At 34.2% G+C, this 6055-nt stretch carries 8 protein-coding genes; 3 read left to right on the top strand and 5 right to left on the bottom strand.

Annotation, left to right across the window (positions count from 1 at the left end; translation table 11 throughout):
* Positions 1 to 107 precede the first annotated feature (107 nt).
* From ACTYA4_RS13695 to ACTYA4_RS13685, 3 genes are all read right to left on the bottom strand, one after another.
* Positions 108 to 263 (bottom strand): DUF1540 domain-containing protein, encoded by a 156-nt coding sequence (locus tag ACTYA4_RS13695; RefSeq protein WP_443482258.1) that lies wholly within the window; start codon positions 261 to 263, stop codon positions 108 to 110.
* Between the two features lie 148 nt (positions 264 to 411).
* Positions 412 to 1452, bottom strand: coding sequence for a cytochrome d ubiquinol oxidase subunit II (locus ACTYA4_RS13690; protein WP_443482259.1), 1041 nt, complete (start codon positions 1450 to 1452; stop codon positions 412 to 414).
* 12 nt (positions 1453 to 1464) lie between these two features.
* Complete coding sequence (locus ACTYA4_RS13685; RefSeq protein WP_443482260.1) at positions 1465 to 2826, bottom strand: cytochrome ubiquinol oxidase subunit I; 1362 nt, start codon at positions 2824 to 2826, stop codon at positions 1465 to 1467.
* Between the two features lie 274 nt (positions 2827 to 3100).
* On the opposite strand from ACTYA4_RS13685, the gene ACTYA4_RS13680 reads away from it, so the two are divergent.
* The gene (locus ACTYA4_RS13680) at positions 3101 to 3670 is read left to right on the top strand and encodes a beta-class carbonic anhydrase (protein WP_443482261.1); all 570 of its coding nucleotides are present in this window, start codon (positions 3101 to 3103) and stop codon (positions 3668 to 3670) included.
* Positions 3671 to 3673: 3 nt separating this feature from the next.
* Here the strand turns inward: ACTYA4_RS13680 and yidD are convergent, their stop codons facing one another.
* Entirely contained in the window at positions 3674 to 3916 is a 243-nt protein-coding gene (gene yidD / locus ACTYA4_RS13675) for a membrane protein insertion efficiency factor YidD (protein ID WP_443482262.1), read from the bottom strand.
* 247 nt (positions 3917 to 4163) lie between these two features.
* Between yidD and ACTYA4_RS13670 the strand changes: the two genes are divergently transcribed.
* Both ACTYA4_RS13670 and ACTYA4_RS13665 read left to right on the top strand, forming a co-directional pair.
* Complete coding sequence (locus tag ACTYA4_RS13670; protein ID WP_443482263.1) at positions 4164 to 4637, top strand: S-ribosylhomocysteine lyase; 474 nt, start codon at positions 4164 to 4166, stop codon at positions 4635 to 4637.
* Between the two features lie 143 nt (positions 4638 to 4780).
* Positions 4781 to 5548 (top strand): sulfite exporter TauE/SafE family protein, encoded by a 768-nt coding sequence (locus ACTYA4_RS13665; RefSeq protein ID WP_443482264.1) that lies wholly within the window; start codon positions 4781 to 4783, stop codon positions 5546 to 5548.
* Between the two features lie 70 nt (positions 5549 to 5618).
* Here the strand turns inward: ACTYA4_RS13665 and ACTYA4_RS13660 are convergent, their stop codons facing one another.
* The gene (locus tag ACTYA4_RS13660; protein WP_443482265.1) at positions 5619 to 5876 is read right to left on the bottom strand and encodes a DUF6154 family protein; all 258 of its coding nucleotides are present in this window, start codon (positions 5874 to 5876) and stop codon (positions 5619 to 5621) included.
* Positions 5877 to 6055: the final 179 nt, after the last annotated feature.

Here is a 6055-nt window from a genome sequence, read left to right as displayed (position 1 = left end):
GCGCCTAGCCCCTGTGAAAGATAACCTCTTGTCTCTAAAAGTAAAGAGCACTTTTTGAGCCAAGAGAACATTTTTCTTCGGGGCTGAGCAAGGCGCTTCCGCTTTTCTCATGAAGTTGGCTCGAATGTTTTACAATCTGTTTCTTGACTGCTATCAGCCTGTTTGCCAGTATGACTGACTACATAAATCTTTTCTGCTGCACATAAATTTCCGTCTGCCCAATATGAACAGTTATTCACTTCGCATAAAACGTCTTTTGCCAAAGTAATCATCTCCTAGATTTGAATTAGCTCATTTTTCTTAAATTGAAAAACGAAAAGGAAAGAATTACTCCAAGGTCTTAGAAGGAATAATTCTATAATAGTATAGGTAAAAAGGATAAAATACATACAGTAATTTCAAACGTAATGATTACTTTTTTGTTTCTTTTTGTAAATATTTTTTATCATGCATAAAAAGCTTCCAAAACAAATAAAATCCTGGAAATAGAATGATAAATCCTGCAATATAAGTAGCAAATATAGCATGAAAAGAATCAGGGTCAGTAAAAGCTGATGTAATGGTTACTTCAGGATAAACAATAAAGGGAAGATGTGCTTTGCCATATACATAACTAGCAAGTAAATATTGTAATGTGATCGAAATAATGGCTAGTCTTGGCATTCCTTTTATGCCTTTATTTTTACGAGAAGGCAAAAATAGTGCGATGCTACCGATTACAAAAAGGAGCAAGGATAATGATAACATCAGAAAATCGTCCATCATTTTCTGATAAATCCAATTAGCATCTTGCTTTAATGTAAACAAAGTAAATACAGCCATCAATATAGAAATCGGTCCAAGTATGATCGCATCTCTTCTAAAAACACGATAAGCCTCAAATTCAGATGAAACATTTGAATAATCGGCTAATAAAAGGGAGGATAAAAATAAGGTGCTGCTTAAAGCAAAACCAAAAAAAGCATACTCATTCCAACTTGTAAACAATCCAACTAAATCAAGCGATTGTTTATCAGAAGAGAAGTCGACATATCCTCCATGTGTAATAGGCAAAACGCTTAATAAAATGCCTGGAATCAACATTCCAGATACGCCTGAAATATAGGTAAGCGGCTTTCGATACTCATGGGCAATATTAGCAAAAACGAGAAAGGCACTTCTAATTGCTAAAAGAAGCAAAATAGCACTTCCTGGAATTAATAAGACGGTTCCGAGTGTATAAGCTGCTGTTGGAAACATGCTAAAAACAGCAACAACTATCGCTACAATAAATGTATTTGTAACCTCCCATGTCGGAGAAAGATAACGATTGGCGATATTTGTCGCACGCGTTTTTTCTTTATTGATATAAACCATGGACCAAAAGCCTGCTCCAAAGTCCATCGTTGCCATGATGCTATAAATAAATACAAAGCCCCAAAGGACAGTAATAGCTAATAATGAATCGGTCATTTTGATCACTCCTTAACTGTTAGATCCAAACAGAGGAATTTCTTTGTCTTTAGCCGCATGTAAATCATTCAGTACAGTGTTTTTACGGAAATAATAAATTAAGACAAAGGAAACGGAAACCGCCAATATAAGATATACGATTAAAAATAAAATAAATAATAAAGCTAAATTTCCAGAAGAAGTAACAGAGTTTGCTGTGGGCAATACACGATAAATCGTCCAAGGCTGACGACCTGTACATGCAAATATCCACCCACACTCGATGCTAACTAAAGCTAAAGGGCCGGAAAAAACAAAAATCCACAACAAAAATTTAGGGAAGCGTTCTTTTTTTAATAGAAATTTCCACGCTAATGATGCAAAAGCAAGTAAAATTAAAAAGGAACCAATTCCGACCATTGCATTAAAAAGTGTATGAATAAATAATGGTGGCCATAATTCTTCTGGAAAATCATTTAGTCCTGTCACAACGGTATCAAAGCTATTTCCTGCTAAAAAACTTAATGCCCAAGGAATTTCAATCGCACCTTTTATTTCGCGGCTTTCTTTATCGGTAAACCCACCAATAGCTAATGGAGCATGTGATTGTGTTTCAAAAAGCCCTTCTGCCGCCGCGAGCTTCTCAGGTTGATACTCATACAGCTTTTGAGCAGCTTCATGTCCATTAAGTGCAGTTAATAATGAAAAGATTCCGCCGATAATTAAACTTAAAATCAATGCTTTTTGATGGAATTGAAAAACACGAGAACCAAAAGTATGTCTCATCATTTTAACAGCTGAAACAGATGCGACAGCAAAAGCGCCAGTAGTATAAGCACTCATTGCTACATGCCCGGCAGATACAAAAAAGGTTGGGTTGAAAAATGCTTTCCATGGATTTACATCTGTAACCTCGTTTCCATTCATCCGGAAACCTTGAGGGGTTCCTTGAAAGGCATGGACATTTGTAATCAAAATGGCTGATGCAAGTGCTCCGGTTGCAACTAATATTAAACTTGCAATTCGTGCCCATGGAGGAATTCTTTCTGCCGCATACACATAGATAGACATAAATAACGCTTCGATAAAAAAAGCATAAATTTCAATCTGAAACGGCAATGCCATCACTTTTCCGATTACTTCCATAAAGCCAGGCCATAATAAGGAAAGCTGCAGACCTGCAATCGTTCCTGTTGGTATTCCAACACCTAATAATATGCCAAAGGTTTTCGTCCATCTTTTTGCCATAATGACATAATCTAAATCTTTTGTTTTTTGATACAATAATTCAGCGGTCAGCATCATAAGAGGTAATCCAACGCCAATGGTCGCAAAGATAATATGAAATCCCATTGTCGTGCCAAACATACTTCGTGCTATAACTAAATGATCCATTTAAATCTTCCCTTCCTATGTCTTCTCCTATTTATAAGTATTTTCAGGAATTTGAATATTTATGTAATTTCTTCCTGTAATTTAGCGGAAAAATATAACAAAATGTATTGTTAAAGAAAAAGTTTGGTGTAATAGTTATTCTAAAGTTGTGTAATAGCGATTTTTTTTTTACTATAAACTTAGATTGTTTTTTAGATCCTTTTAATAAGTGGATGGAAAAAAGTTCAATAGGGTCTTAAATAATGAATAGGTTTTTATAAAGGGGATGGAATGGATGACTATTTTAGAAGAGATTTTGACTCATAATGAAAAATTTGTTAGTGAACATAGATACGAACGCTATATTACGACAAAATTTCCGAATAAAAGAATGGTTATTTTAACATGTATGGATACTCGCCTATTAGAACTTTTACCTCAAGCGTTAAACCTTGCAAACGGTGATGTTAAAATTATAAAAAATGCCGGAGCGGTTGTTGTTCATCCATTAGGAAGTATTATGAGAAGCATTCTTGTCGCTGTATATGAATTAAAGGCGGATGAAGTGTTGGTTATCGGCCATCATGATTGTGGCATGAGTGCATTAAATGCAGATGATATGATAGGCAAGATGAAAGACAGAGGAATTTCAGAGGATACATTAAATACGATTCAAAATACAGGAGTAAATTTAGAAAAATGGTTAACTGGATTCAATTCTGTATCAGAAAGTGTTTTTCATAGTGTAAGTATGATAAAAAATCATCCCCTACTTCCTAGTGAAGTGCCGGTACATGGATTAGTAATTGATCCGAAAACAGGCAAATTAGATTTAGTAGTAGATGGATATAAAGGCAAAAAATAAATATTACGAATGATGATGTTTTTTTCTTGGCCATTCGTCAGGAACTGGGTCGATTCCGCCTGGATGAAAAGGATGGCATTTTACGATTCTTTTGATCGTTAAGAAACCACCTTTTAAAGCGCCATATTTTCTTATCGCTTCTAATCCATAAGAAGAGCAGGTCGGATAAAAGCGGCAAGTAGGCGGTGTAAGGGGAGAAATTATTTTTTGATAAAATAGAATAAGGATGATAAATATTTTTTTCATGGATATTTTCCTTTCCAAATAAATCGTGTTTCAACACTCTGAGTATATCATGGCTAGCTTTAATAAGAAAAATAATAAATAAAATATAAGTACGATTCCTATAAGAATAAATATAATAATAATTAAGTTGATGTAATTACTTGGTATTTGCGTTATAATGAAGTGATGAAATGAGAAAAGCAGAAGCGCCTTGCACATCGTAGTACGATAGGCTGCTTGCGCTAGACAAAAAAGGAGTTGTTTTCGAATGCCTTCAGTAGAAAGCTTTGAATTAGATCATAATGCGGTAAAAGCACCGTATGTTAGACATTGTGGAGTCCATAAAGTAGGTAGCGATGGACTAGTAAATAAATTTGATATCCGTTTTTGCCAGCCTAATAAACAAGCAATGAAACCGGATGTAATCCATACACTTGAACATTTATTAGCTTTTAATATTCGTGAGCATGTAGAAAAATATGATCATTTTGATATTATTGATATTTCTCCGATGGGGTGTCAAACAGGATATTATTTAGTAGTGAGCGGCGAACCTGCAGTAGAAGAAATCATTGATCTTTTAGAAGATACGATGAACGCTGCAATTGAAATCACCGAAATTCCTGCGGCCAATGAAAAGCAATGCGGCCAAGCGAAACTTCATGACCTAGAAGGTGCTAAAAAATTAATGCAGTTCTGGTTAAAACAAACTAAAGAAGATTTAAAGCAAGTATTTGCTTAAACTAAAAAAAATGAATGGACGGCTGCGCTGTCCATTCATTTTTTTGTCTCTCTTTTTTAGAATTAAAAAGGTTATATAAAAAAATAGAATAATATGGTAATGTAGGAGTGGAAGAATAAAGAGAGATAGGGGAATTAGATAAAATGGAAGACCTACATATTGGCATGCTGCTTTTTTTAATTATTGCTGGATTTATAGCAGCATTTATTGATTCAGTTGTTGGCGGAGGTGGTTTAATTTCATTGCCGGCGCTATTATTTACGGGACTACCTCCACAAATTGCGTTAGGAACAAATAAATTAGCTTCTACTATGGGATCGTTAACAAGCTCGATTTCATTTTTTCGGCATGGGAAAATTAATAAAGCATTGATGATAAAATTATTGCCTTTATCCATTATTGGTTCAGCGATAGGGGTATATGTTGTTCAAAAAATTCCTTCAGAGAAACTAAAGCCAATTATTTTAATCATATTAATTGTTGTAACTATTTATACGTTAACGAAAAAAGATTGGGGATTATCCTCTACATTCAATGGCATGACTATCAAAAAAGTGATTTTTTCTGTTGGAATGGTTACATTAATTGGATTTTATGATGGTTTTCTAGGGGGAGGAACAGGCTCTTTTTTTCTGTTTGTATTTTTATTAATGGGTTTTGACTTTGTCGAATCTGCGGGAAACGCAAAAATATTAAATTTCGGAAGTAATTTAACAGCATTAGTCGTATTTTTTTATTATGATTCGGTTTATTACCAATATGGAATACCGATGGGGCTTGCAATGGTTGCAGGTGCTTTTATCGGTTCAAAAGTAGCCATTAAAAAGGGGTCATCTTATGTAAAAGGATTGTTTGTTCTTGTTTCAATTGTGTTGATTGGGAAAAATATTTATGATCACTTTTTTTCTTAGTTTGGCTGGAGTGATCCTGTTTTAAAGCAGCAGCTATCACGCTGCTGCTAAAATCGAACATAATTACTTATTAATGTAAATTGCGTGGTGAAAATACGACGCTCCTTTGTTCGCGATAATCTTCTTTGGCAAATTTTCCTTTTAAGCCTTCGATTAAATATAGACCCATTAGGTCATAAAGTTCTTGTTCATTTAATTCTTGAATGATATGTAATAAATCCTCTCTTGTCATTTCCTCTAAAAAAGCAAAAGCGAGCATATCAATATCTTCTTCATCACCGGTTAATTTATGTTTATATAAATTGTAAAGTTCTTCAACTAGCTTCATTCTTCTAACCTCCTTATGCATCCCTGAATAATTAGTTGTTTTTTTGTAATCGTTTTAATTATTGTATCACGATATCATGAAATAAGTATTGTAGTATCAACCAATTTAAAATTATCCCAATCATACGGGCAGTATGTCCGCTGATGGAAGTTTCACCTTATTATATCCTTTTTTGTTAA

Source organism: Niallia yueguangensis (genome assembly GCF_052663115.1).
The sequence above is the reverse complement of the archived record's forward strand: the minus strand, read 5'-3'. Positions and strand labels throughout refer to the sequence as shown.